The sequence below is a fragment of the Streptomyces sp. NPDC059668 genome (assembly GCF_042734135.1).
Taxonomy (GTDB): Bacteria; Actinomycetota; Actinomycetes; order Streptomycetales; family Streptomycetaceae; genus Streptomyces.
Genome location: NZ_JBHWEL010000017.1, coordinates 50,807 through 75,099 on the forward strand (window position 1 = coordinate 50,807; position 24,293 = coordinate 75,099).

The 24,293-nt window shown below is 73.1% G+C and carries 18 protein-coding genes; 12 read left to right on the plus strand and 6 right to left on the minus strand.

The window, feature by feature from the left end; all coding sequences use genetic code 11:
* Positions 1-2 precede the first annotated feature (2 nt).
* The 6 genes from ACFV2J_RS15340 to ACFV2J_RS15365 form a co-directional block, all read right to left on the minus strand.
* Positions 3-1,817, minus strand: a complete 1,815-nt coding sequence (locus ACFV2J_RS15340; protein WP_385438999.1) for a hypothetical protein — start codon at positions 1,815-1,817, stop codon at positions 3-5.
* The gene (locus ACFV2J_RS15345) at positions 1,817-5,302 is read right to left on the minus strand and encodes a hypothetical protein (RefSeq protein WP_385096350.1); all 3,486 of its coding nucleotides are present in this window, start codon (positions 5,300-5,302) and stop codon (positions 1,817-1,819) included. The genes ACFV2J_RS15340 and ACFV2J_RS15345 overlap by 1 nt, the downstream gene beginning before the upstream one ends.
* Position 5,303: 1 nt before the next feature.
* The gene (locus tag ACFV2J_RS15350; RefSeq protein WP_385439003.1) at positions 5,304-7,952 is read right to left on the minus strand and encodes a hypothetical protein; all 2,649 of its coding nucleotides are present in this window, start codon (positions 7,950-7,952) and stop codon (positions 5,304-5,306) included.
* A 154-nt stretch (positions 7,953-8,106) separates the two neighbouring features.
* Positions 8,107-8,688, minus strand: coding sequence for a hypothetical protein (locus ACFV2J_RS15355; protein WP_385091497.1), 582 nt, complete (start codon positions 8,686-8,688; stop codon positions 8,107-8,109).
* The gene (locus ACFV2J_RS15360; RefSeq protein ID WP_385091500.1) at positions 8,685-10,424 is read right to left on the minus strand and encodes a hypothetical protein; all 1,740 of its coding nucleotides are present in this window, start codon (positions 10,422-10,424) and stop codon (positions 8,685-8,687) included. The genes ACFV2J_RS15355 and ACFV2J_RS15360 overlap by 4 nt, the downstream gene beginning before the upstream one ends.
* 380 nt (positions 10,425-10,804) lie before the next feature.
* Positions 10,805-11,620, minus strand: a complete 816-nt coding sequence (locus ACFV2J_RS15365; RefSeq protein WP_385091503.1) for a Crp/Fnr family transcriptional regulator — start codon at positions 11,618-11,620, stop codon at positions 10,805-10,807.
* 325 nt (positions 11,621-11,945) lie between these two features.
* Here ACFV2J_RS15365 and ACFV2J_RS15370 point away from each other — a divergent pair, with 325 nt between their 5' ends.
* From ACFV2J_RS15370 to hypF, 12 genes are all read left to right on the plus strand, one after another.
* Positions 11,946-12,737 (plus strand): hypothetical protein, encoded by a 792-nt coding sequence (locus ACFV2J_RS15370; protein ID WP_385091506.1) that lies wholly within the window; start codon positions 11,946-11,948, stop codon positions 12,735-12,737.
* 504 nt (positions 12,738-13,241) lie between these two features.
* Complete coding sequence (locus ACFV2J_RS15375) at positions 13,242-14,330, plus strand: hydrogenase expression protein HypE (RefSeq protein ID WP_385439006.1); 1,089 nt, start codon at positions 13,242-13,244, stop codon at positions 14,328-14,330.
* Positions 14,331-14,415: 85 nt separating this feature from the next.
* Positions 14,416-16,200: a nickel-dependent hydrogenase large subunit gene (locus ACFV2J_RS15380; protein ID WP_168531503.1), complete on the plus strand. Its 1,785-nt coding sequence runs from the start codon at positions 14,416-14,418 to the stop codon at positions 16,198-16,200.
* The gene (locus tag ACFV2J_RS15385; RefSeq protein WP_385439009.1) at positions 16,197-16,799 is read left to right on the plus strand and encodes a hypothetical protein; all 603 of its coding nucleotides are present in this window, start codon (positions 16,197-16,199) and stop codon (positions 16,797-16,799) included. Before ACFV2J_RS15380 ends, ACFV2J_RS15385 begins: the two co-directional genes overlap by 4 nt.
* Positions 16,796-17,455 carry a DUF5947 family protein gene (locus ACFV2J_RS15390; protein ID WP_385439012.1) on the plus strand — a complete coding sequence of 220 codons (660 nt, stop codon included), beginning with the start codon at positions 16,796-16,798 and terminating at the stop codon, positions 17,453-17,455. The genes ACFV2J_RS15385 and ACFV2J_RS15390 overlap by 4 nt, the downstream gene beginning before the upstream one ends.
* Positions 17,452-18,144: a DUF6084 family protein gene (locus tag ACFV2J_RS15395; RefSeq protein ID WP_385439015.1), complete on the plus strand. Its 693-nt coding sequence runs from the start codon at positions 17,452-17,454 to the stop codon at positions 18,142-18,144. Before ACFV2J_RS15390 ends, ACFV2J_RS15395 begins: the two co-directional genes overlap by 4 nt.
* Positions 18,141-19,571: a hypothetical protein gene (locus tag ACFV2J_RS15400; RefSeq protein ID WP_385439017.1), complete on the plus strand. Its 1,431-nt coding sequence runs from the start codon at positions 18,141-18,143 to the stop codon at positions 19,569-19,571. Before ACFV2J_RS15395 ends, ACFV2J_RS15400 begins: the two co-directional genes overlap by 4 nt.
* Positions 19,568-20,128 (plus strand): hydrogenase maturation protease, encoded by a 561-nt coding sequence (locus tag ACFV2J_RS15405; RefSeq protein ID WP_385098178.1) that lies wholly within the window; start codon positions 19,568-19,570, stop codon positions 20,126-20,128. The genes ACFV2J_RS15400 and ACFV2J_RS15405 overlap by 4 nt, the downstream gene beginning before the upstream one ends.
* 10 nt (positions 20,129-20,138) lie before the next feature.
* On the plus strand, positions 20,139-20,243 hold the full coding sequence (locus ACFV2J_RS15410; protein WP_381242641.1) for a DUF6893 family small protein: 105 nt from the start codon (positions 20,139-20,141) through the stop codon (positions 20,241-20,243).
* A gap of 288 nt (positions 20,244-20,531) precedes the next feature.
* Positions 20,532-20,927 (plus strand): hydrogenase maturation nickel metallochaperone HypA, encoded by a 396-nt coding sequence (gene hypA / locus ACFV2J_RS15415; protein ID WP_385095036.1) that lies wholly within the window; start codon positions 20,532-20,534, stop codon positions 20,925-20,927.
* 3 nt (positions 20,928-20,930) lie between these two features.
* Positions 20,931-21,710 (plus strand): hydrogenase nickel incorporation protein HypB, encoded by a 780-nt coding sequence (gene hypB, locus ACFV2J_RS15420; RefSeq protein ID WP_385439022.1) that lies wholly within the window; start codon positions 20,931-20,933, stop codon positions 21,708-21,710.
* Positions 21,707-24,208, plus strand: a complete 2,502-nt coding sequence (gene hypF / locus ACFV2J_RS15425) for a carbamoyltransferase HypF (RefSeq protein ID WP_385439025.1) — start codon at positions 21,707-21,709, stop codon at positions 24,206-24,208. Before hypB ends, hypF begins: the two co-directional genes overlap by 4 nt.
* Positions 24,209-24,293: the final 85 nt, after the last annotated feature.

Sequence of the window (24,293 nt, forward strand, 5' to 3'; positions counted from 1 at the left end):
AGTCACCGCCGGGTGGGCTCGGCCGGGCGTACGACGACGCGGCCCTTGTGCTTGTTGGGCCCGTAGTTCGCGCCCTTCTTGCGGCGCAACGCCGTCCACACCACCCACTGCACCTCGGGTTCGCTGGAGCCGGCGACCCCCTTCACGGTCTCCTCGATGGTGTACTCCGCCGCGAAGTCACGGCGCAGATCCTCCAACGGCCTGGAGATCACCTCGTAGTTGGCGTCCTCGGCGAGCGGGATGAGGATCTGGGAGACCCGGGTGCGCCACTGGTACCACCAACTCTCGGCGGCCGCCGGTCGTCTGTGCACCAGCCCGCCCAGGACCATGTCCAGGTTGTGGGCGGCACCGAGCCGGTTCTCCCGCGTCCACGCCATCGTCTCGTCCAGGCTCTGTCCGGCCGTGCGCAGCAGCGAGGCCAGCCTGCGTTCGTACTTGTCCCGGTGCTCCTGCTCGGCGAGGCTGCCCGGCTGGTGGTCGTGGAGGAGCGCGACGTGCAGTTCGGGATCGAGCGCGGCCAGCCGTTCGGCCTGCGCGGCGCGCACCGCCCAGGCCGGGCGCGGGTCACCGGGCGGAAGGTGCGCGATCCCGGCCGCCGGAAGGCCGAGACACTCGTGGAACTTGGGGTCCACCTCCCCGGCGGCGGCCGGCAGGTCGGCGAAGTCGAGCGGCAGCCGTTCCACCGGGCACAGGCCGTCCGGCAGCCCGGGGACGATCACGTCGGGATCGGCGACGTCCTCGTCCGGTACCGGGAGGCCCGCGAGGGAGGCCTTGGCCGCCGACGCCGTACGCCACTCCGCGGCCACGTCGCGGGGCAGCCGCAGCAGCGCCATGTGGACGCGCCGCCAGACCCGCCCGACGAGCTCGGCGGTCTCCGCGTCACGGTCGTCCCGGCGGGGAGACGCCGGCTGGGGGAGGTAGCGGACCTGCTCGCTCCGGAGGTCCGACTCCAACCGCTCCAGTACGGCCGCGAAGTCCGCCAACGGCTCCGTCGGAACGGCCGGGGGCCCGGACGAGGAGCCGTGCGGTGACCCCGGCACCGGCTGGGGGCCGGCCGACTCGGCCGCGCCGGAGGACGGTTCCGCCGCTTCCGGCGGGACCTGCTCACCCGGCGGGACCTGCCCATCCGGCGGCGGGACCTGTCCATCCGGCCGGATCTGCCCATCCGGTGTCTCTGGCGCCACTGGGGCCTCTGGCACCACTGGGACCTCTGACGCCTCCAGGACCTCCGGCGCCTCTGGGCCCTTCGATGTCTCCGACGCCTCCAGGGTCTCTGACGACGTCGGTGCTTCAGGTCCCTCAGGTCCCTCGGGCGCCTGGGACGGCGAGTCGGTCACCCGCTCCTTCCGGCCTGATTCCGGCCCGGGATCCGCCCCGGTCCCCTCGACGGAGGCGAACCCGTCGAACCCCTCGGACCGGCCGGTCCGGCCGGTCCGGTCGATCGGTTCGTCCCTCTCCGCGTCCTCGGCCTCGCCCCCGCGTCCGTCCCAGCCCTCGGCCCCGTCCGACGCGAACGGGCCGCCCCGCGCCGGACGTTCACCAGGCGTGGCCGCCGCGAGCGCCGAGGCCTCGCGCAACGCCCGCCCCAGGTGCGTACGCGCCTCCTCGAAGCGCTCGACGACCTCACGCGGATCGTCCCGGTACGGAGGCAGGTGACCGGCGACGTTCTGGAGAGCCAGCCAGCACTCGTGCAGCGCTTCGAACATCGCCTCGCCACACTGGGAGGGCGAGTCCAGCACGGCGGTGGCGGCCTCGGCGAAGGCACCGAGCCGCAGCGCGTGCGCGTGCCTCGGCCCGTGCTCGTGGGCGTCGGTCATCAGTGCCTCCCGCTGTTGGGATCCCAGTGGTGGTTCAGCTTGTTGGTGGGCGGGTCCATGCGCAGCCGCAGCACCCGGCCGGGAACCTCCTCCACCTGACGCAGCTTCTCGGCGGGCAGGTAGGGCACCAGGCCGCGGTGCACGCGCAGTTGGCCGTGGGCGTCCAGCGTGGCGTGGTGCCGGCCGTCCTGAACCGCGGGGAGATAGCCGAGGAAGACCGGCGCCCCGTCACCGCGGTCCAGGAAGAACTCGTAGGTGAAGGTGTTGTTGACGTCGGTGGGCGGCACCGGGATCGCGGCGACGCGCCCCGGCACCGGCAGGTCGTGCAGGTCGAGCGTGGGATGGAAGGACTCCGGCAGATAGCCGTCGGCGGACACCACCGCGTCGCCCGCCAGGTCGGGTGACGAGGGCGGGAACACCTCCACCAGACGACGTACGCCGTTGTCGTCCGTGCCCGCGTTGACGCAGATCCGGCCGGGCACCGAGCAGCTCGGCAGTTCGGCGTCGAAGGCGAGCCCGGACACCGCGCCGTCCAACGGGACCGCGGGACCGTCGACGAGCAGATGGGCGGGGCCGTTGCACAGCAGGATGTACGGCACGAGCCGGTTGTCCATCTCGATCTGGTAGCGCACCCCGCGCCGGCTGCCGCTGGGCGGCCGCCACACCGACGGAGTGGGCTTGAACCCCTCCGCGCTCGCCGCCAGGGCGAGGTCGAAGGCACCCCACTGCAGCGAGTCGCCCGACCCGAGGTACCGGTGGATGGACAGCGTGCGACTGAGCGCGTTCCAGCCGGTGCGGACCCCGAGCCGCCCCGAGGTGTCGAGTTCGACATAGGGGTCGCCCGCCCGCAGCAGCGGGGTGACGCGGTCCATGTGACCGCGGGGACCGAAGTCGCACGGCAGACTGGAGAAGAGCCCCTGGAGCCTGATGTCCAGATCGCTCAGCCGGATGGTGGCCCCGGCCCGTCCGCCCTCGTCGTCGCCGTACCCGACCTGCCCGGCGACGTTGCGCACCGAGTGGGCCCAGGCCGCGCCGAGCGAGGTGACCTGCTTGGCGTACTTCACCTCGGCCGACAGCTCCGTGTTCTTGTGCCAGCCGAGACCGTCGCCGCCGTCCGCGCCCTTCTGCCGGAGCACCGCCCGGACCTCGCCCTCCAGTTGGGCCATGCGGCTCGTACGCCCCGACAGCACGACCTGGTCGAGCAGGGGCTCGGGGAGCTCCGGCAGGCCCTTCGCGCGCCGCTCCTCGTTCTCCTCGTGGGCCCGGCGGAACGAGCCGCGCACGAGGTCGGCGCCGAGCGCGGCGGCCCGCCGCAGCACGGGCTGCACGAGCTTGGCGAACTGCCCCGCGTCCAGGGTGATCTGGCCCTGCACCGCGCCCAGCCGGTGGTTCGGTCCCGCGTTCAGGACGTCGGCCACCCGCTCCGGCTCCAGCACGGCGTCTCCCGCGCCCCGGGCGCCGAGCTCGCGCTTCTTGAGCTCGGCGAGCCTCCACAGCAGCTCGAACCGGGTTCTGCGCTCGTCCCGTTCGGCCGGGTCGCTGATCCCGGCCCAGTCCGTGGGCAGCGCTTCCGACAGGACCGCGCGGACCTCGGGCGAGACGATCGTGTCCAGCTCGTCGGCCGCACGCTCGGCCACCGCGTCCGCGTACGCGCGCCGCGGCACACCTCCGCGCCGGCCCGGTACGTCGTGCCCACCCCCTTCGCCGTCGTCCGGTTCCTCACCGAACGGCCCTGTCCGGACGCTCAGTTCGTCCACCAGCCGGGCTTTGATCCAGTAGAAGACCTGGAGCGTCAGCAGGTCGCCGCCGAGCCGCTCGTGTCCCGTGGACCCGAGCAGTTCGGGTTCCAGCCGGTAGTCCCGGCCCGCCACGAACTCCTGGTCGTCGGCGAGTTCCGGTGTCTGGTCGACGAGGGTCAGCCGCAGCAGCGCGATGTCGGTGGTGCCGCCCCCGATGTCGATCACCAGCATGATCCGCTGCCACGTCGGCGGTTTGTCCCCGACCCGTCGGCAGCGCGCGCGCAGCGACTCCAGACCCGCGTTGAGGTTGTCGGTCAGGTCGCCCATCAGGAAGTACAGTCCGGCCGCGAGACCCTCGTCGAAGTCCATGACGACACGGGGGCCGCCGAGCGCCGTGCGGACCAGCTTCTCCAGCTTCTCCTTGACCTCCGGCAGGATCGTCGTCGGATAGGTGACGACGACCGTCGCCATCCGGCTGATCGTGTCCAGAGCCGGGTTGTACGTGGTCTGTTCGGCGCCGTCGACCAGCAACAGGTACATGTGCTGGGCCAGATGGTCCGCGGACATGTCGGAGTCCGCCACCGGCTCCGGAGTGAGCTGCAGCGCCGCCCTCTTGATGCCCGTCAGCCCCTTCACACCGGGCAGCCCCTCGGGCCCGTTGCCGCACAGCGCGAAGCCGCGGTCGCGGGGGTGCTCGGGCACGGTGCCGTCGGTGTAGTCGATCTCGCGCAGCGCGCTGGCCGGCGCGGAGGTGAGCCGGCCCGAGTCGTCCGGGTACTCGACGGCCCTGAGCGCGTGCCGGTTCAGCGGCGGAGCGCCGATGACCTCCGCGTACCCGGTGTGCAGCCGCCGGTTGAGCCAGCGCCGCAGGTCCGGACCCGCCTGCTCGCGGAGGGCCTCGACGCGCAGCATCAGCGCGTCGGCGACATCGGAGTCGCTCAGCCGGGCCAGTGCCTCCGTGCCCGTCACCTCGACGTTCCTGCGCGGCAGCGCGAGCGGCCCGGCGAGCAGCGCGTCCACCTCCTTGCGCCATTCCGCCGGCGCGTCGGCGGGCGGCGCGAGCAGGTCCGTCAGCAGGTCGGTCAGTGAGCGGGCCTGTGCGGGATCCACCAGCTGTGCCCGGATCCGCGTCGGGTCGTGCAGGGTGGCGGTGGAGGCCGTCGTCCCGAAGTCGACGACGATGAACTCGTGCTCGTGCGTGCTGCCCGTGATGTCGCGCAGGGTCAGGAACTCGTCGTCGTCCTCCGGCTGCAGCGGTGCCGCTGGTTCCTCCCCCTGCGGCGCGAACTCCAGCATGACGCGGCCGTGCGCCGTCCCCGCGTGCTCGACCGACGCGTAGTCGACGCTCCAGTGGACGTCCAGCCGCAACGGCTCGTCGCCCGCGGCGGCCGGGGGAGCGGACGCGGGGTGCACCAGGGCCGTCGGCAGCATGGTGTCCTGGGACAGGGTGCGCGGCCCCTCCACGGTGATCGAGGTGTACTGCTGCGGCACCCAGCAGTCGGCCAGGGCCTGCGCCAGCTGCGCCGGTACGAGGCCGCCGCTGGGGGTGATGACCTCGATGCGCGCGGGCAGGTGCACGGTCACCATGCGGCTGCCGCCGGTGCCCTCCTGCTCCAGGACGACTTCGGGCAGCGCTATGCCCTCCGGGCCCGTGTAGAGGCGGAACTGCCTGCGGCCCAGCGGCACGACACCCGAGGCCGGATCATCGTGCGGGGCGCGGAAGGAGATGGTCAGCTCGGTGCTCATGTCAGTCGTCGCTCCAGGCTCGGATCAGGATGTCGATGGGCTCTTCGACCGGCACCTCCGTGGCACCGGTGCCGTCCCCGCCGGAGTGCGGGTCCGCCCCCAGGGGCTTGCGCGGCGCGCGCACCTCGTTCTCCCGGGGCAGGTACTCCACGGTCTTCGAGTACAGGGCGACCAGGTCCTTCTCGATCAAGGCGAGGGTGCGGCCGAGGTGTTCGGTGACGAGCCGGGCGGCGGCGTCCGCGGTGTGCTGGCGCAACTGCACCACCAGCAGCGGGTGCCGTTCGCGTTCCTCGGAGCGCTGGTCCTCCAGCCTGGGCATGCGGTGGTCCCAGGGCAGCGCGTGCGGAGCCCGCATCGGGAAACGGTTCTCCTGGTCGGCGGGCGTCGGTCCGGGCACGGACGCCAGCTCCTCCACCCGCTGCCGCGCGTGTGCCGGGTTGAGAGCCGTCCACAGGTGGTTCAGCTGGTTGTCGGCCCGGTGCGCGCTGCCGCGCAGCCGGGTGAACAGGTCGTTGAGCAGGCTGTCGGTGGCCGGGTCCGCCATCCACTCGCGCAGCGGCCCGAACTCGTCCTGCCAGTACGCCGCCCAGTGGTCGAACCAGACACGCAGCTGGTCGTGCTCCTCTCCGGTGCGCCGGTCGACGAGCGCGCGGAACTTGTCCAGGAAGGTCGTCGTGACGTCGGCCGACTCCTCGCCGCCGGGCGCCTCCGCCGGGGCGCCGGCGGCCCGGCCGGGCCGTGGCAGATGGCTGATGCCGCCCTGCGCGGGCGGTTCGCTGCGGGGGACGAGATGGTTGCGGTCCCGCTCGGCCCGGCCCAGCAGCTCCTGCCACTCCCGCCAGTCGAAGACGTCGTCGCGCACGGAGTACGCGATCTCCTCGCGGCGGGGCGGCCGTCCGCCGAGTTCGGCGGCGTACGAGGCGTCGTCGGCCCCGCTCACGCGCGGCGCGGGGGTACTGAGCTGGTACAGCGTCGGCAGCATCAGGTCGAGCAGAGCCCGGAACTCGGCCAGCCTCTCTCGGAGTTCGCGGTACCCCTCGGGCTGCTCGCTCCCCGAGGCCCGGTGCACCTGCCGCTGGAGCAGGCTCAGTTCGCGCCACAGCTTGCGATGGGAGCTGCGCGCCCGCTCCAGCTTCTGTTCCAGCCCGTGGCGACGCACGTGGTGGTCGATCAGCAGACGCAGCCGCTGGATGCCGCCGTCGTTGTCGTAGGCGCGCAGCCGGTCCGTCCAGGGGTTGGTCTCGTCCGCCCGGCGCAACCGGTCGGCGATCTTCTCCCACCGCTTGGCGCCCGGCGGTTCGAGGTCCGCCAGTGCCTTGTGGATGCGCTCCCGGGTCTCGGGAGAGGTCTCGGTGTACGGGAGTTGGTGCGCGCGGATGGCGGCGATCGAGGAGACGGCCACGATGCCGTCCTCACGATGGTGCACGAACTTGTTCCCGTACACGTGCACGCCGTTGACCTCGGCGGAGTGCGACAGCAGCTGCCGCAGCGGCAGCGGGCCCTCCGGAACGTCGTGCAGTGCGGGCGGCTTGGCGAGGTCGAAGGCGTTCGCCGCGACGAGGGCCGCGCTGGCCAGGGCCTGCGGTTCCCGGCCGTCCTCGGTGAGCATGTCCCAGAAGGTCGAGGCGCCCTTCGACTCGGGGCGTACGGCGCTGATGACCAGCAGGATGGTGTGCACGGACACCAGCTCGCGGCGGCTGAGGAAGGTGTCGCGGCCGTAGGAACCGGCCGCGTTGATGCCCGGGAAGTCCAGCAGCCGCACCGCGGTGTCCTGCGAGATCAGTCCGGACAGGTCCCAGTGGTCGGGGGAGACCTCGACCCGCAGCGTCACCTTCTCGACCAGCGGGAACGCGCGGCGCAGCGCCTCCGCGGCTACCGCGGTGTCGGCGTTCTTCAACTGGCCCGCGTCGACGGGCTGCACGACCCGCTTGGGCGGGGTCTCAGGGGTGCGCCGGGCGGCTCCGAGGACCAGCGCCGCATCGACCGCCTTCCGTGACACACCGACGGAGGTGCCGAGCAGGTCGCGCTGGCTCAGGGCCGCGTCGCGGACCCGGCACAGCTCGGTGACGGCGTCCCGGTGCGCGGCGCCGATCGTCTCGTAGGCGACCGGTCCGCCCGCGGCGGGCCACAGCCGCGGATACCACGCCTCGAAGGGGGCCCAACCGCGCGGATCGGTCACCGGGTTGTAGCCGGCGAGCGCGGTGCCCGCACCGAGCTGGGGGTGCCGTTCGTCCAGCACGCGGACCAGGTCGTCGAGGACGGCGCCCACACACGCGGCGAGCTGCTTCTCGGTGAGGAAGGCGACGTCCGTGTTCTCGGCGGCGGTCGTCGGACTGCCCGGTTCGCCGCGCGACAGTTCCAGCACCGTGATGTTGCCGGTGCTGGGTCCCGCCTCCACCGGCAGCAGGTCGGGCTTGCCCAACAGGGTGCCCAGGAGCAGGGACTTGCCGACCGAGTACTCGCCGACCACCCCGATGGTGACCGGTGCGTTCAGCCGTGCGTCGAGCTCCGCCGCGAGCGACTGGATCCGGTCGCGCGCCTCGTAGGCCTCGGGGGTGTCCGGGATGTTCTGCTCGCTGAGCATGGTCAGGGTCTGGTCGGTGAACTCGCGCAGCTCCGAAAGGCTCGGGTTCTTCTTGAATACGGTCACGATGCTCCACGCTCCGTTGGGCTGTGAGTGGGTGCGCCGTCCCCGCGCGCGTCGTACGGGTGAACCGGCGCGCGCCGGTCGGGCGGTCGGCCCGGGCCGTCGGTCCGGGCGGTCGGTTCGAGGCGGGGGAGGGAACCGGGGCGGGCGAAGGACGTCACCGCAGCAGGAAGAAGAGCTCGATCCGGGCCGTCCCCGAGCTGATGTCGCCGCTGCTGTCGTGGTAACCGCGGATGATCTTCTCCGAGTACGGCGGGAAGAAGGCGGGCTCGGTCCTCGGCAGCAACCGGGCCACCGCGGTGGCGTACGCGTCGCTGCGTCCGCTGTCGACGGCTCCGCCCGCGCCGTGGACGGTCCCGAAGACCATGACGAAGGCCGCGGTCCGTCCCTTGAACCGCTCGATCCCGTCGGCGACCTGACGCTCCAGATCGGCCTTCGCGGACTTCGAGCCCGCGACCAGTGCGTCCGCGTCGGTGTGCACGGTGATCGACCGGGTCGCCGGGTCGAGCCCGCCCGGCCGGGCCCGCTGTGTCGGTGTCGGTGTCGGTGTCACGGTCGGCTCCGGAGAGGGCGACCGCCGTGCGCTGGGTGTCGGTGCGGGTGACGCGTCCTGCGCGGCCGTCCTGTCGTGCGGCGCCCGTTCGCCCCCCAGCACCACCAGCACGATCACCAGCAGCACGTCGGCGAAGAGCCACCCCGCGAGGTACGGCACCGTCGCGCGCCTCGACCGGCGGGTCACCGGGTTCCCTCCCGCCGCTCGCCCCCGGCGTCGCTCCGCACGGGCTTGCGCAGCCGATGCGTCGACGGGCTCTCCAGGGTGTCCGCCGGTTCGGGGACGGGCGCGGGTGGAGAAGCCGGTGCCGGTGCCGGTGCCGGTGTCGGCGCGGGCGCGGGCGTGGTTCCGTGGGCTCGGCCGGGTTCGGTCGGGGCGGCGGCCGCGGGCCGGGGACGGGTACCGGAGGGGCTCGGGGAGCCGGGGCCCGGGTGGGGGCCGACGCCCGGGGGCACGGGGTGTACGGCCCGGTGATGAGGCGTTTGGGAGCCGACGCCGGGACCGGGGCCGGAAATTGGGACGGGAGGGGAGTCGGGATCTGACGAGGGGATCGGGCCGGACCGAGAGGGGGAGCGCGGAGCCGCGTCCGCGGGGGGCCGGGAGTCGTCCGCCGCTCGGCGCAACTCACGAGCTGCCGCGTTGAGTTCGGCCGATCCGTGCACGACGGCACGCCCCGCCTCGTCGAGGCCGCCGGTGACGCGGCGCAGCGCCTGCTCGAAGTCGGCCGTGGCGGTGCGGAGCAGGTCCTGGATCTGCTGCTGGCCGCCGCCGAGTTCGCGCTGGACCGCCCGCTGGCCGTTCACGACGGTGTGCAACTGGTCGATGCGGTCGGCCAGTTCGGCGGACACCTCGCGCACCTCCTGGCGCAGCGAGGCGGCGAGGGCGGTGACGGCCATGTCGTACGCCATGCCGATGCGGTCGGCTCCCTCGGCGGCCGAACCCTCCAGCGCGGTGGGCAGCGAGGTGAGGGTGCGGTCCAGTCCCTGCACGGTGGCCGTGAGCAGCCGCGTCGACTCGTTCAGGGAGGCCTGTGTCCTTTCCAGGGTGTCCCTGGCCTCGTCACGGATCCGCTCCATGGACTCGGTGGCACGGTCGGCCACGGCGGAACCGCGCAGTTCGGCGGCCGAGGCGACCGCGTCGAAGCGGTCGGCGACGGAGGCCCCGGCGGCGCCGATGTGTTCGGCGGCGATCCGCCCCGCCTCGCCGACCGAGTCGCGCAGCGCGGCCACGGACGTGGCCACGCCGTTCGCCAGCGCGTCCGCTCCCTGGGCGACCTGGCCCGCGGCCGTGGACGCGCCGCGCGTGGCCTCGCGTGCCTCGGAGGCTCCCGCGCGCAGGACGACGAGCGCCGAGTCGAGCGAGGTCAGGGCGGTGACGGTGCGGTCGGTGGCCCCGTCCGCCTGCGCCACGGCCCGGCGCGCGCCCTCCTGGACGTCGACGGCCCTGCCGAGGAGCGTGTGCAACTCCTCTGCCGCGCCCTGCAGTTCCTCGGTGAACCGGCGTGGCGAGGTGGCCGCCGCGCGGACCGCCAGTGCCTCGGTCTGCGCGAGGGCCCCGGACAGCCGCTGGGAGAGCACCAGACGTTCGCGCTCGTCGCGCTCCTCCCAACGGTGGCGCAGCATGGTGGTGGTGGCGAGTGCGGCGAGCGCCAGCACCGTCCAGACCGCCATCATGTCGAAGCGGAGGAACGGCCACAGATGTCCGTCGAAGCCCTGCTGCCACAGTGTGAGGAACGATCCGTCGGAGTGGCCGCCGGATTCGTTCATGCGCTGGTTGGCCCAGGCCGCCGCGCCCAGCCCGAACCAGGTGATCAGCAGCGGGACGAAGACGAGCGCCGTCGGCAGCAGCCCGAGCCGGCGTGCCCGGTCGCCCTTCTCGGCGGGGCCGTCGCCGAGCGCGTCGGGCCCTCCGTAGGCGGTCACGAGACTGCCGCCCGCCCACACCTCGAGTCCTCTGCCACTGCTGACCGCGTCCGCGAGGTCGCGTAACGCGGCACTGTGCCTGGCGAGTCTCGGATGCTCGGCCAGATCGCCCAACTCGGCTGCCAGAGAGGCAGGTTCGCGATGTGTGGGACCCGGTGTCGGAGGTTGCGCGGGTGCGCGTCCTCGCCTTCGGTGCGGAACGAGCCGGAACAGCCTCACAGCACACCACCCCCCGTAAGTGGCCGGTTGTCACCGGCCCACTGTCGGCGTGTTGGTGCGGCGAGATTCGGTCAGGTGACGTATTCCGCTGACGTATTCACCTTGACCACGGCCCGCCGAGCCGGTGTCCGAGGCTCGGTGGGCCGGCGGGTCGCGCGGGGTCAGCCGGCCTCGGACAGCGGAGTGTCGTCGGCGGGCGCGGCCAGGCCGGAGGCCGGCCCGGAGTGCGGCGCGGGCGGTTCGAGGGGCGCCCGCTTGGGCCTGGGCGGACGAGGGGCGCGCGGAGTGGGTACGGCCGGCAGTCCGCTGCCGTCGGCCGCGGGCCAGTCGCTCTGCGCGGCGATGGCCCGCAGGATGCCCGGTTCGCGGATGACGACGCCCCGGTACTTGGTGGTCACGGCCCCGGCGGCCCGGAGGCTGCGCAGCGCGCGCTGCACGCTCGCGTCGGAGATGCCGGCGAGCGCGGCCAGATCGGTGTGGCTGAGCGGTACGTCGATCCGCAGCCCCTCGGGCACGGCCCTCGCGTAGCTGCGGACCAGGTTGTCCAGGGTGCGGGCCAGCCGGACGGTGGCCGTGCCGCCGCTCGTGTCGATGCGGTGGCGGGTGGCGCCGCGCAGCTTGCCGGCCACGGACCGCTGCACGACCTCGGCCGCGTCGCGGCTCTCCCGCAGGAAGGAGAGGAAGACGGCGCTGGTCAGGGTGCGGGTGACGGTGGGGCGGGCGGCGATCACGGTGGCCGAGCGCGGCTGCCCGTCCAACGCCGAGACCTCGCCGACCAGTTCGCCGCGCACCCGCAGGGCGAGCAGTACCGTGCCCCCGTCCTCCACGGCACCGACGACCTTGACGCAGCCGTCGGTGAGGAGCAGCACGGTGGTCTCGGGGCCGCCCTCGCGTATGAGGACGTCACCGGTCCCGTGACGCACGACCCGGCCCAGCCGCAGCAGCGCGTTCCGGTCGTCGGGTGCCAGATTGGCCATGAGCGTCCCCCGCGGCCAGCGGCTCAGGGGCGTCGAGTGGCTCGTGGGACTGGAATGAGTGTGGTCGCGCATGTGGTCCCCCCTCGGTCGACACCGTCCGCTTCGTGCACGGACCGGCGTGCCGGTGCGAGGAACTTAGCGCACAAAAGAGTTGTCGGTGAATCAGATGGACAGAACACTCTTGAGGTCGAAAGAGTGTACGTATTCCCCTCGCGGTGTCTCGACTCATCATGTCTTGTCAGGGCAACCGGTCACCTGACCGGTTCTTGCCCGGTTCGCTCCGCCACCATGGCCCGGCCGCCCGCGCGCCAGCCGAAGGAGCCTTATGGACATCGTGATGCTCGGACAGGGCGGGGTGGGAAAGAGCAGTTACCTCTCGTTGATGTACGCGGCGATGCGCGACGGCATCCAGGGCTTCGGACTGTGTGCCGAGGAGGCGTCCCTGCACGAGGAACTGACCGCGGCGGCCGAGGAGGTGCTGCGGGGACGCGGCCCCGGAGCGGGGTGCCGGCGGGATGTCCTCGAACTGCAACTCCACCACCAGGGGCGCGCCGTGCTGCCGGTGCGCTGGCGCGACCACCGGTACCTCCCGGGTCGGGCGGACGAGGAGATGCTCCCCGGCCTGACGCGCGCGGACGGGATCATGGTGTTCGCCGACGCGCCCCGACTGCTCGGCGACGATCCCTACCGCGCGGCCCTGCACCGCATGGCCGCGCTGGTGCAGCGGGCTCTCGCCGGGCGTGACGGGCGGCTGACGCCGCTGGTGCTGGTGTTCACGAAGTGCGACCGCCTGCCGTCCGGTGCGGGCGCGCCCGCACCGCTGGACTCCCTGGTCGCACCCTTCGAGGACGTCATCGCGAAGGTCGCCGTCACCGAGAACCTGCGCGGCGCGGTCGCCCTGGTCGCCTGCGGCCGTGAGCCCGCGGGCGTGACCGTCCCGGTCCTGTGGATCCTGCACCACGCGATCGTCGGGCGCGGCCTCGCCCTGCACGCCGCACTGACCCCCGGACGTCTCCTCGCGTCGGCGGACAAGGCCGCCGAGTACGAACGCCTGGAACCGCTCTTCGCCCCCGCCGAACGGCTGGTGACCCTGCTGTCCCGGGTCCCCAGCTTCTGAACCCCGTCCCGGGGCCCGGAGCGGCGCCCCTCGGGCGACACCGGCCCGGCCCGCCGCCGGGTGGCGGCTGGTCCCCCGCTTTCGGGTGACCCCACAGCCTGTCGCCCGGGACACGCCGTCCGCCGTGTCCGACCATCGCAGTCGACCGGAGCGGGGCCGCCACCGGAGGGATCCGTCCACCATGACGACCTGACACGCCCGTCCCGGACACCCCGGACGCTCCTGCCCCGGACACCCAGGACCCCCGCTGTCGCACGCCTCTCCGGGACCTTCCGTATTCATCCACGTTCGTTCACTTGTGCATGAATTCACCCGAGTAGCCCGAGCTCGTACCGGAGGCGCGCCCGCAGGCTCCCGTCACTGGAACGGACGTTCATCGCATCCCGTCGCGGCCGGAGGAGTGGTACCAAGAGAGCTGATGGTCGAATTGAATGCTTTAATCCCCAAAAGGGCTTTCGTTCCCCGAGGGGATCTCATCCCTCACCTCCCCGAGGAGGCGGTCCCATGACAGCGACGACGCCGAGCACGGCCGGCGCCACGGACGCCGGTGGTGCGCCTGCCGACGAGACCCCCACGATCCACATCCTCTGGATCAACGCGGGGCTGAGCTGCGACGGAGACTCGGTCGCGCTGACGGCCGCGATGCAGCCGAGCATCGAGCAGATCGCCCTCGGCGGCCTGCCCGGCCTGCCGAAGATCGCCGTCCACTGGCCCCTCATCGACTTCGAGTGCGGCCCGGTCGGCGGCGCGGACACGTTCATCGAGTGGTTCTTCAAGGGGGAGCGGGGCGAGATCGACCCGTTCGTGCTGGTCGTCGAGGGGTCCATCCCCAACGAGTCGATCAAGCCCGAGGGTTACTGGTCCGGTTTCGGGGACGACCCGGCGACCGGCCAGCCGATCACGACCAGCGAGTGGATCGACCGGCTCGCGCCCAAGGCGCTGGCCGTCGTCGCCATCGGCACCTGCGCCACCTACGGCGGTATCCACGCCATGGCGGGCAACCCGACCGGCGCGATGGGCCTGCCCGACTACCTCGGCTGGGACTGGACGTCGCACGCCGGCATCCCCATCGTCTGCGTGCCCGGCTGCCCGATCCAGCCGGACAACTTCGCCGAGACGCTCACCTACCTGCTGTACCAGGCGGCCGGCTCCGCCCCGATGATCCCCCTCGACGACAAGCTGCGCCCCGCGTGGCTGTTCGGTGCCACCGTGCACGAGGGCTGCGACCGGGCGGGCTACTACGAGCAGGGCGAGTTCGCGACCACCTACGACTCGCCCAAGTGCCTGGTGAAGCTGGGGTGCTGGGGTCCGGTCGTCAAGTGCAACGTGCCCAAGCGCGGCTGGATGAACGGCATCGGCGGCTGTCCGAACGTGGGCGGCATCTGTATCGCCTGCACCATGCCCGGGTTCCCGGACAAGTTCATGCCCTTCATGGACGAACCGCCCGGCGCGAAGTTGTCCACGAAGGCCAGCGGCGCCTACGGCGCGGTGGTCCGCAGACTGCGGACCCTCACGACCCAGGCCGTCGACAAGGAGCCGAAGTGGCGCCACACCGGGGACCGGATCACCACCGGATACCGGCCGCCGTGGTGACCCCCCGCCCCAGCTGAGGCGCAGCCCCACCACCCAGGCCACCCCCTCCCGGACCACCCGCGCGAAGAAGGGCACGACAGAGACGATGGCACCGAAGACGAAGCCGGCCGGCGACGGCAGCGGCCTGATGGAGATGGCCTGGGACCCGATCACCCGGATCGTGGGCAGCCTGGGCATCCACACGAAGATCGACTTCAAGCAGAAGCGGGTCGCGGAGTGCTACAGCACCTCGTCCGTCTTCCGCGGGTACAGCGTCTTCATGCGGGGCAAGGACCCCCGCGACGCCCACTTCATCACCAGCCGCATCTGCGGGATCTGCGGTGACAACCACGCCACGTGTTCGGTGTACGCGCAGAACATGGCGTACGGCGTGAAGCCCCCGCACCTCGGGGAGTGGATCATCAACCTCGGCGAGTCCGCGGAGTACATGTTCGACCACAACATCTTCCAGGAGAACCTGGTCGGGGTCGACTACTGCGAGAAGATGGTCAAGGAGACCAACCCCGGTGTCCTCGAACTCGCCGAGCGCACCGAGGCACCGCACGCCGGGGAGCACGGCTACCGCACCATCGCCGACATCATGCGCTCCCTGAACCCCCTCGAGGGCGAGTTCTACCGCGAGGCGCTCCAGGTGAGCCGGTACACCCGCGAGATGTTCTGCCTCATGGAGGGGCGCCATGTGCATCCCTCCACGCTCTACCCGGGCGGTGTCGGCACCATCGCCTCCGTGCAGCTCTTCACGGACTACCTCAGCCGGCTGATGCGCTACGTGGAGTTCATGAAGCGCGTCGTCCCCCTCCACGACGACCTCTTCGACTTCTTCTACGAGGCCCTGCCCGGCTACGAGGAAGTGGGACGCCGGCGCGTGCTGCTCGGCTGCTGGGGCGCGCTCAACGACCCTGAGTACTGCGACTTCACCTACGCCAACATGACGGACTGGGGCCGGCGGATGTTCGTCACGCCTGGCATCGTCGTCGACGGCAAACTCGTCACCAACGACCTCACCGAGATCAACCTCGGCATCCGCATCCTGCTGGGCAGTTCCTACTACGAGGACTGGCAGGGCCAGGAGCAGTTCGTCACCCACGACCCGCTCGGCAACCCGGTCGACCCGCGGCACCCGTGGAACCAGCACACCATCCCGGCCCCGCAGAAGCGGAACTTCGACGACAAGTACAGCTGGGTCATGTCGCCCCGCTGGTTCGACGGCAAGGACCACCTCGCCCTGGACACCGGCGGCGGCCCCATCGCCCGGCTGTGGTCCACCGCCCTGTCCGGCCTCGTCGACACCGGCTACGTCAAGGCCACCGGGCACAGCGTCGTCATCAACCTGCCCCGCACGATGACGAAGCCCGAGACCACCTTCGAGTGGAAGATCCCGCGCTGGAGCAACGCGCTGGAGCGCAACCGCGCCCGCACCTACTTCCAGGCCTACACCGCCGCCGTCGCGCTGCACTTCGCGGAGAAGGCCCTGGAGGAGGTCCGCGCCGGACGCACCCAGACCTGGGAGAAGTTCGAGGTGCCGGACGAGAGCATCGGGGTCGGTTTCACCGAGGCGGTCCGCGGTGTCCTCTCCCACCACATGGTGATCCGCGACGGCAAGATCGCCAACTACCACCCGTACCCGCCCACCCCGTGGAACGCCAGCACCCGGGACACCTTCGGCACCCCCGGCCCGTACGAGGACGCCGTGCAGAACACCCCGATCTTCGAGGAGAACTCCCCGGAGAACTTCAAGGGCATCGACATCATGCGCGCCGTCCGCAGCTTCGACCCCTGCCTGCCCTGCGGTGTCCACATGTACGTGGGCGGCGGCAAGACCGTGCAGAAGATGCACATGCCGACCGGCCTGAGCGGACTGGGCGGATGAGCGCGGCGCGGGCGGCCGAGGCGACGCCCCCGGTGGACGCCACGCAGACCGGCCTGCGGATCGAGGACGTACTGGACCGGCTCGCCGCCACCGGTGACCCGGCCGTCCGCGCGGCCGCCGAGGAACTGGTGCAGGCCCTGATGGACTTCTACGGGGCCGGACTGGCCCGGGCGCTCCAGCTGCTCTCCGCGCCCGGGAACCGGCACGCCGCTGGTGACCCGGTCGCGCCGCTGCTCGGCGACGAGCTGGTCGCGAGCCTCCTCGTCCTGCACGACCTGCATCCCGAGGACCGGGCGACCCGGATCGCCCGCGCGCTCGACACCGTGCGGGAACACGAGCTGGACGTCGTGGACTTCGACGAGGCGACCGGAACCCTCAGGCTCCGGTCCGCCGCCGCGGCGGGCTCGGGCTGCGGGTGCGCCGCGAACGGGGCGACGGCGCGGCAGGCCGCCGAGGACGCGCTCGCCTGCTTCGCACCCGAGGTCACGACCGTCGAGCTGCAGTCCGCCGGCACGCCCGGGGAGCCCCCGCTGCTGCAGATCGGCCTCGGCCCGGACGGCCGGACCGCCGGCCGCCCGGCTCCGGCGAAGACCGCGTGAGCGCGCCCACCGGCGCCCGCCCGGCCACCCGCGGACCGGGCCTGCGCCGGTTCCTGACCGGGCGTCAGCCGCGCCAGGAACGGTGCGGACTGTGCGCGGTGGCCGTGGACGAGGCACACCACCGCCACCTGGTCGACACCGAGAAGCGGGCCCTCGTCTGCGCCTGCGTCCCCTGCGCCCTTCTCATGCAGCAGCCGGGCGCCGCCGCCGCGGGCCGCTTCCGCGCGGTACCGGACCGCTACCTCACCGACCCGGACCACCGTCTCGACGACGGGGCCTGGGAAGCGCTGCAGATCCCGGTCGGCGTCGCCTTCTTCTTCCGCAACGCGGCGCTCGACCGGCTGGTGGCCCTCTACCCGAGCCCGGCCGGGGCCACCGAGAGCGAGCTCGACCCCGCCGTGTGGAAGACGGTCCTGGGCGGCAGCCGTCTCGCCGCACTGCTCGAACCCGACGTGGAGGCACTGCTGCTGCGCCGCGTCGACGGCCGCGTCGAGTGCGCCCTCGTACCCATCGACATCTGCTACGAACTGGTCGGCCGTATGCGCCTGTTGTGGCAGGGCTTCGACGGCGGCGCGGAGGCCCGCGCCGCCCTGGACACGTTCTTCGAGCGGGTCGGGGAACGCACCCGGACCGTGGGGGAGGAGAGCCGGCCGTGACGGAGTTCTCCTTCACCTGCACCGGCGTGCGCGCCGACCGGTACGCCGCCGGCCCCACCCTCGTCTTCCGGCTGCGTGTCACCGCCGTCGGCGACGAGCCGGTGCACGCCGTCGCGCTGCGCTGCCAGATCCGCATCGAACCCGCCCGGCGCGGCTACGAGCAGACGGAGGCCGACGGGCTCGCCGACCTCTTCGGCGAGCGCTCCCGCTGGGGCAGCACCCTCCAGCCGGTGGAGTTCGCACAGGTGTCCCTCATGGTCCCCGCCTTCACCGGCGAGACCGAGACGGACCTCGTCGTGCCCTGCACCTACGACATGGACATCGCCGCGACCCGCTACTTCGACGCCCTCACCGACGGCGAGGTGCCGCTCCTGATGCTCTTCTCCGGCACCGCGTTCACCGGAGCGGGCGGCTTCCGTGTCGAGCCCGTCCCGTGGGACCGCGAGGCCGTCTTCCGGATGCCCGTCGCCACCTGGCGGGAGATGGTCGAACAGCACTTCCCCGGCTGCGGCTGGATCCGGCTGCCCCACGACACCATGGACGCCCTGCTCGCCTTCCGCTCCCGCCGGGCGCTGCCGTCCTGGGACGCGACCGTACGGGCACTGCTCGACGAAGGCGCCGACCCGGCTCCCGGCACACCCCGGCCGGGGTCCACCCTCACCCGCATCACCGGAAGGACCGCTCCGTGAGCGTGACCGCGTTCGCCCCGGAGACCGAGGCGCGTCTCGCCCTCGCCCGGCAGGTCGCCGACGCCGTCCTCTTCGAGGGCTACGTGCTCTACCCGTACCGGGCCTCCGCCGCCAAGAACCGGCTGCGCTGGCAGTTCGGCGTCCTCGTACCGCCCGCCTGGGGCGCCGCGACCGAGGAGCACGACTTCCAGCACACCGAATGCCTGATGGAACCCAGGACGGACGCCACCCTCGCGGTCGAGCTGCGCTTCCTGCGCGCCCGGCGCCGGACCGTCCAGCGGGCACGCCCCGACGGCGGCTTCGACACGGTCCCCGAACTCCGGCTCGGGGACCGGACCCTGGTCCCCTGGGACGAGGGAACCGAGGAACACGTCGAGGCGGTCGTGCGGGTCGACGAACTCCTCGGCGACGGCGTCACGATCCCCTTCGGCCTCCCCGCCGCCGAGGACACCGAACCCGTCCTCGACGGGACCGGCCGCCCGGTGGGCCGCCTCGTCCGCCGCTACGAGGAGACCGCGGGCGCCCTGAGACTGTCGGCCCGCGAACTCGAAGGCCCCTACCGGGTGATGCGGCTGACCGCCGTCGTGGAGAACACCAGCACCTGGGCACCCACGGACGGCGCGGCCGCCGACCGGGACGCGGCCCTGCCGCGCTCCCTGGTCGCCGCCCACCTGCTCATGGGACTGAGCGCCGGGTCCTTCCTCTCGATGACCGATCCCCCCGAGTGGGCGAATGGCGCGGTCGCGGCCTGCCGCAACCTCCACACCTGGCCCGTGCTCGCGGGCGAGCCCGGCCGCGCCGACGTGGTGCTCTCCTCACCGATCATCCTGGAGGACCACCCGGCCATCGCCCCGGAGAGCCCCGGAGCGCTGTACGACGCCACCGAGATCGACGAGATCCTCGCGCTGCGCACCGCCGCCCTCACCGACGAGGAGAAACGCGAGGCACGGGGGACCGACGACCGGGCCGCCGCCGTGATCGACCTCGCGGACTCGATGCCCCCCGAGGTCCTGGAGCGCCTGCACGGGGCCGTGCGCAGTCTGCGCGAGGTGACCGGATCGGCCCCCGCCCCCGCCGCGGCCGGATTCCCCGACGAGTTCGGGGTGCCGCGACCGGACACGCCCTGGTGGGACCCGGCGAGCGACGCCGGATTCGACCCCGGCCACGACCGGGTCGTCGTCGACGGGCACTCACTGGGCGCGGGCAGCCGGGTGCTGCTGCGACCGGGCCTGCGCCGCACCGACGCCCAGGACCTGTTCCTGGCCGGGCGCACCGCGAGGGTCGAGGCCGTGCTGCACGACGTGGACGGCGTGGTGCATCTCGCGGTGACGGTCGAGGACGACCCCGGCGCGGACATCCGCCGCGAACAGGGCCGCTACCTGTACTTCCAGCCGGACGAGGTCACCCCGCTGGAGGCCGGCGCATGAGCACCGCCCCGGACCGGCCCCGCCCGCCGGGCGGCAGGGTCCTCGTCGCCGGCATCGGGAACATCTTCCTCGGCGACGACGGGTTCGGCGTCGAGACCGTACGTGCCCTGTCCGGCAGGCAACTGCCCGCCCACGTCGAGGCCGTGGACATCGGCGTACGGGGAGTCCATCTCGCCTACCAGGTCCTGGACGGCTACGACACCCTGATCCTGGTCGACGCCACCGCGCGCGGCGATGCACCCGGCACCCTCTACGTCATCGAGCACGACGGGGCCGACGGGGAGGCGCCGCCCGGCGCGGTCCTGGACGGGCACCGCATGACCCCCGACACCGTGCTCGCGCTGCTCGGGACCCTCTGCGCCGGGACCGGCGGACAACCGCCCCGGCGCACGCTGGTGCTCGGCTGCGAACCGGCCTCGGTGGAGGAGGGCATCGGCCTCAGCCCGCCGGTCGCCGCCGCCGTACCGGAAGCCGTCCGGCTGATCGAAGAGTTGCTGCGGGCCGACGAGCCGGGAGAGTCCGCGCCGCGGGCCACGGTCGGCGAAGCCGCGAAGTGAGGAGAGAACCATGATCAAGACCCTCGTCGGCGGCGTGGTCGCCGCGGTCGTCGCCGCCGTACTCGTCCAGTCCCTGCCCGACATCAGGCGCTACCTGAGGATGCGCAGCATGTGAGCCGGCGCTCTCCCGGCCGGGTGACCGCCGGGGCGCGCCGGAGCGTGCCACGCCGTTGCGGCGAACGGCGTACCCGGCCGGGCGGCGACGGCGCGCCGGGCCACCCCGCCCGGAGGCCTCCCCTCTAATGAGGGCGGCGCCTCACCTCTCAGGAGGGCGGCGGCCGCCCGGCCCCACGCCCCGATCCACGCCCCCGCGCCGCTCCGTGCCCCGCCCCACAGGGTGCCGCACGGGGCGGCCGACCGGGTGGCGGCCCACGCGGACCGGACCCTGCCAGGACGGAGACCGATGCACGAGATGTCCATCGCGCTGGCCGTGATCGGCCAGGTGGAAGAGGCGGCGGAGCGTGCCGGCGACGTCACGGCCGTGCGCTCGGTACGGCTCCAGGTGGGCGAACTCGCCGGCGTCGTGCCCGACTCCCTCTCCTTCTGCTTCGAACTGGCCTGCGCCGGGACCCTGCTCGAAGGCGCCGAACTCGTCACCGAGTCGGTGCCGGGACGGGCCCGCTGCGCGCCCTGCGCCCACGAATGGGCCGTCGGCATGCCGCCCCTGCTGACCTGCCCGCGCTGCGGCGGAGCCGGCACCGACCTGCCGGCGGGCCGCGAACTGCAGATCCTCAGCGTGCAGTGGGAGGACGGCCCCACGCACGCGCACCTCCGCGAACCGATCCCCGAGGAGCGCTGAACCATGTGCCGTGTGGTCGACCTGCAGCAGGCCGTACTCGCCAAGAACGACGAGAGCGCGCACACCCTGCGCGCCGAACTCACCGCCCGCGGCACCACCGTCGTCAACCTGCTGTCCAGCCCCGGCAGCGGCAAGACCGCCCTGCTGGAACGCGAACTCGACCTGGCCCGGCGGCGGTCCGTGCCGGTGGCGGCGCTCACCGCCGACCTCGCCACCGAGAACGACGCGGTACGGCTCGCACGCTCGGGCGTCCCGGTCAAGCAGGTCCTCACCGACGGACTCTGCCACCTGGAGGCCGACATGCTCCGCCGCCACGTGGAGGGCTGGCTGCCCGACCGCACCCGGCTGCTGTTCGTGGAGAACGTCGGCAACCTCGTCTGCCCGGCCTCCTACGACCTGGGGGAGACCCTGCGCGTCGTGCTCGCCTCCGTCACGGAGGGCGAGGACAAGCCCCTCAAGTACCCCACCGCCTTCGGCCTCGCCCACCTGGTCGTGGTCACCAAGACCGACATCGCCGAGGCCGTCGAGTTCGACGAGACGGCGTTCCGCGCCAACGTCGAACGCGTCAACCCCGGCGTCGAGGTGCTGCTGACCTCGGTCCGCCGGGACCTCGGGATCGGGACCCTGCTCGACCGGGCGCTGGCGGCCGCGGACGGCGCTCCCCGGCACGCCCCCGTCATGGCACAGCGCCCGGACGCCTCCCCGCACGCCGCGGCCGCGCCCCCTCACCACGTCCACGAGCACCCCGACGGCACCGGCGCCATGGCGCACTCCCACCCGTGAGCCGGCCACGGTCCCCCGCCGCCGTCGGCGAGACGCCGCTGCGCCGTCGGGTCCTCGTGCGGGGCGTCGTGCAGGGCGTCGGCTTCCGCCCGTACGTCTACACCCTCGCCACCGGCCTCGACCTGCGCGGGCACGTGACCAACACCCCGGAAGGCGTCATCGCCGAGGTCGAGGGGGCACCCGGGGCCGTCGCCCGGTTCTGTGACGGGATCGCGGTGCACGCGCCGCCCCTGGCCCGCGTGGAGTCCGTCGAGCACGAGGAGGTGCCCGCGACCGGGGACACCGCGTTCAGCATCCTCGCCTCCCGCACCGACGGACCGGCCCGGACACTGATCCCGCCGGACACCGCCACCTGCGCCGCGTGCCTGCGGGAACTCGCCGATCCCGCCGACCGGCGCCACCGGCACCCCTTCGTCAACTGCACCCACTGCGGGCCCCGGTTCACCATCGTCACGGGTCTGCCCTACGACCGTGCCCACACCACCATGGCCGGCTTCCCGATGTGCCCCGACTGCGCGCGCGAGTACGCCGACCCCGCCGACCGGCGCTTCCACGCGCAGCCCGTCGCCTGCCCCGCCTGCGGCCCCCGGCTGCGACTGCTCGTCCCCCGGCCCGGGGACGAGGGGCCGCCGCGAGCGGTCACGCGCGACGAACCGGTCGCCGCGGCCCGCCGGCTCCTGGCGGACGGCGCGGTCCTCGCGGTCAAGGGACTCGGCGGCTACCACCTGGCCTGCGACGCCACGAACCCCGACGCCGTCGCCCTGCTGCGCCGCCGGAAGGCTCGCGGGGACAAGCCGTTCGCCGTCATGGCCCGGAGCCTCGACGACATCGGGCACCTCGTGCGTCCCGGCCTCGAGGAACGCGGTCTGCTCACCGGCGCCGCCCGCCCCATCGTGCTGCTGCGTCGGCAGACCGGCGGCACGCACGCTCCGCACGCCCCGTGGCCGGCCGGGTCCGTCGCGCCCGGCAGCCCCGACCTCGGTGTGATGCTGCCGTACACCCCCCTGCACCACCTGCTCCTGGGCCTGCCCGGCGACGCCGACGGCCCCCGTCTGCTCGTCATGACCAGCGGCAACGTCTCGGGTGAGCCGATCGTCACCGACGACGGGGAGGCGCTGCGGCGGCTGGCCCACCTCGCCGACGCCTGGCTCACCCACGACCGGCCGATCCATGTGCCCTGCGACGACTCGGTGCTGCGGGTGTGCGACGGCGAGCCGCTCATGGTGCGCCGCGCCCGCGGTTACGCGCCGCTGCCGCTGACCCTTCCGGTGCCCGTGCGGCCGGCTCTCGCCGTCGGCGGTGACCTCAAGAACGTGCTGTGTCTCGGCGAGGGCCGCCGCGCCTGGCTCTCCGCCCACATCGGAGACATGGACGACCTCGCCACCCAGCGGGCCTTCGAGCGGGCCGTCGCGCAGCTGGAGTCGATCACCCCGGTGCGGCCGGAACTGCTGGCGGCCGACCGGCATCCCGGTTACCGGTCCGCCCGCTGGGCCGACCGGAACGCGACCGGACGGCCCGTCGTACGCGTCCAGCACCATCACGCCCATGTCGCCGCCGCGATGGCCGAGGCGGGCCTCGACGGCACCCGGCCGGTGCTCGGCGTCGCCTTCGACGGCACGGGGTACGGCGACGACGGAGCGGTGTGGGGCGGCGAGTTCCTGCTCGCGGACTACGACGGCTTCGTCCGGTTCGGGCACCTCGCGTACGTGCCGCTGCCCGGTGGTGACGCCGCCGTGCACCGGCCGTACCGGATGGCGCTCGCGCATCTGCGGGCGGCCGGGATCGACTGGTCGGACGACCTGCCCTGCACGTCCGCCTGCCCGCCCGACGAACGCGGCGTGCTGGAGAGGCAGTTGGAGCGCGACCTGAACTGCGTCCCCACCTCCAGCATGGGCCGGCTCTTCGATGCCGTGTCCTCCCTGGCCGGTGTCTGCCACCGGTCCGGATACGAGGCCCAGGCGGCGGTCGCTCTGGAGGCCGCCGCGCTGACGGCGCCCGCCGGGGACACCGGGGCGTACGGGTTCGCCGTGCGGAGCCCGGAACAGGAGGACCGGACCGTGGGGCCGGGCGGCGGCCGACGGACGGGCGCCGCGTCCGTCCCGAGTGACCCGGCGTCCGTGCCGACCGGCCCGGCGTCCGTCCCGGTCCACCCGGCGCCCGTCCTCGCCGACCCGGCGCCCGTGTTCGCGGCGATCGTCGGCGATCTGCGCGCGGGCGTGGCCCCGGGCCTGGTGGCGGCCCGCTTCCACCGGTCCGTCGCCGTACTCGTCCACCGGCTCTGCGCGCTGGCACGGCAGCGGCACGGAGTGGACACGGTCGCCCTGACCGGCGGTGTCTTCGCCAACTCCCTGCTCTCCGCGGCCTGCGCGGCGGCCCTGCGCGCGGACGGCTTCACGGTCCTGCGCCACCACCTGGTGCCGCCGGGGGACGGCGGCCTGGCCCTGGGCCAGCTGGTGGTGGCCGCCCGCGCCGCGGAACGGACCGCCGCCGCCGACTGACGAACCGAACCGAACCGAACTGAACCGAACCGGCCCGGCCCCGGCCCGGCCGGGCAACGACGCATCACCCGCATGACCCGCGTGA

Coding starts and splice junctions, on each gene's coding strand:
- ACFV2J_RS15340 (WP_385438999.1), bottom strand. CDS start 1,817: ATGACCGACGCCCACGAGCACGGGCCGAGGCACGCGCACGCGCTGCGG.
- ACFV2J_RS15345 (WP_385096350.1), bottom strand. CDS start 5,302: ATGAGCACCGAGCTGACCATCTCCTTCCGCGCCCCGCACGATGATCCG.
- ACFV2J_RS15365 (WP_385091503.1), bottom strand. CDS start 11,620: ATGGCCAATCTGGCACCCGACGACCGGAACGCGCTGCTGCGGCTGGGC.
- ACFV2J_RS15370 (WP_385091506.1), top strand. CDS start 11,946: ATGGACATCGTGATGCTCGGACAGGGCGGGGTGGGAAAGAGCAGTTAC.
- ACFV2J_RS15375 (WP_385439006.1), top strand. CDS start 13,242: ATGACAGCGACGACGCCGAGCACGGCCGGCGCCACGGACGCCGGTGGT.
- ACFV2J_RS15380 (WP_168531503.1), top strand. CDS start 14,416: ATGGCACCGAAGACGAAGCCGGCCGGCGACGGCAGCGGCCTGATGGAG.
- ACFV2J_RS15385 (WP_385439009.1), top strand. CDS start 16,197: ATGAGCGCGGCGCGGGCGGCCGAGGCGACGCCCCCGGTGGACGCCACG.
- ACFV2J_RS15405 (WP_385098178.1), top strand. CDS start 19,568: ATGAGCACCGCCCCGGACCGGCCCCGCCCGCCGGGCGGCAGGGTCCTC.
- ACFV2J_RS15410 (WP_381242641.1), top strand. CDS start 20,139: ATGATCAAGACCCTCGTCGGCGGCGTGGTCGCCGCGGTCGTCGCCGCC.
- hypA (WP_385095036.1), top strand. CDS start 20,532: ATGCACGAGATGTCCATCGCGCTGGCCGTGATCGGCCAGGTGGAAGAG.
- hypB (WP_385439022.1), top strand. CDS start 20,931: ATGTGCCGTGTGGTCGACCTGCAGCAGGCCGTACTCGCCAAGAACGAC.